The 442-nt window shown below is 61.3% G+C and carries 1 protein-coding gene; it reads right to left on the reverse strand.

Features of this window, described 5'->3' with window-relative positions; all coding sequences use genetic code 11:
• Window positions 1-309 (reverse strand): YHS domain-containing protein (locus tag D7V97_RS43730; RefSeq protein WP_120616318.1); only part of this gene is annotated, 309 nt, incomplete at its 3' end.
• Window positions 310-442 lie beyond the last annotated feature (133 nt).

Raw genomic sequence — 442 nt, forward strand, 5'->3', positions numbered from 1 at the left:
CAGCCATATTCCCCATGTGAACCAAGGCAGCGCCGGAATGGGCGCCCAAGTCAGCAGGGTCGCACCTGCAGCCAAGGCCAGAAACGCCCCGGCGCGTAACACCGCCAACGCCAGCACACCGGTCAAGGCAATGGTGACGCGCGTCTTCATCGCCTTCAGTTCGGACTCCGGCGACTCAAACGTGTGCAGACAGCTCTCGCTGCCGAAGTAGTACTTTCGCCCTCCTCGCTCTGCGGACAAGGCAGTGGCCTTGTCAACCATCATTCCGCAGATGGGGTCCTTGGCCAGTTGCTTCGTGCTTGCGGACACCGCAGCAACTCCGGTTGGCGCGTGATCATGGGCCGCGCCGTCGTGGTCATGCGCGTCATGCGCGTCATGCGAGAGATATCGCGCCGGATCAGCGAGAAAAGTCTTCTCACAGTGCCGAGAACAGAACCAATAG

This window comes from Corallococcus sp. CA053C (assembly GCF_003611675.1).
In the GTDB taxonomy this organism is placed as follows: Bacteria; Myxococcota; Myxococcia; order Myxococcales; family Myxococcaceae; genus Corallococcus.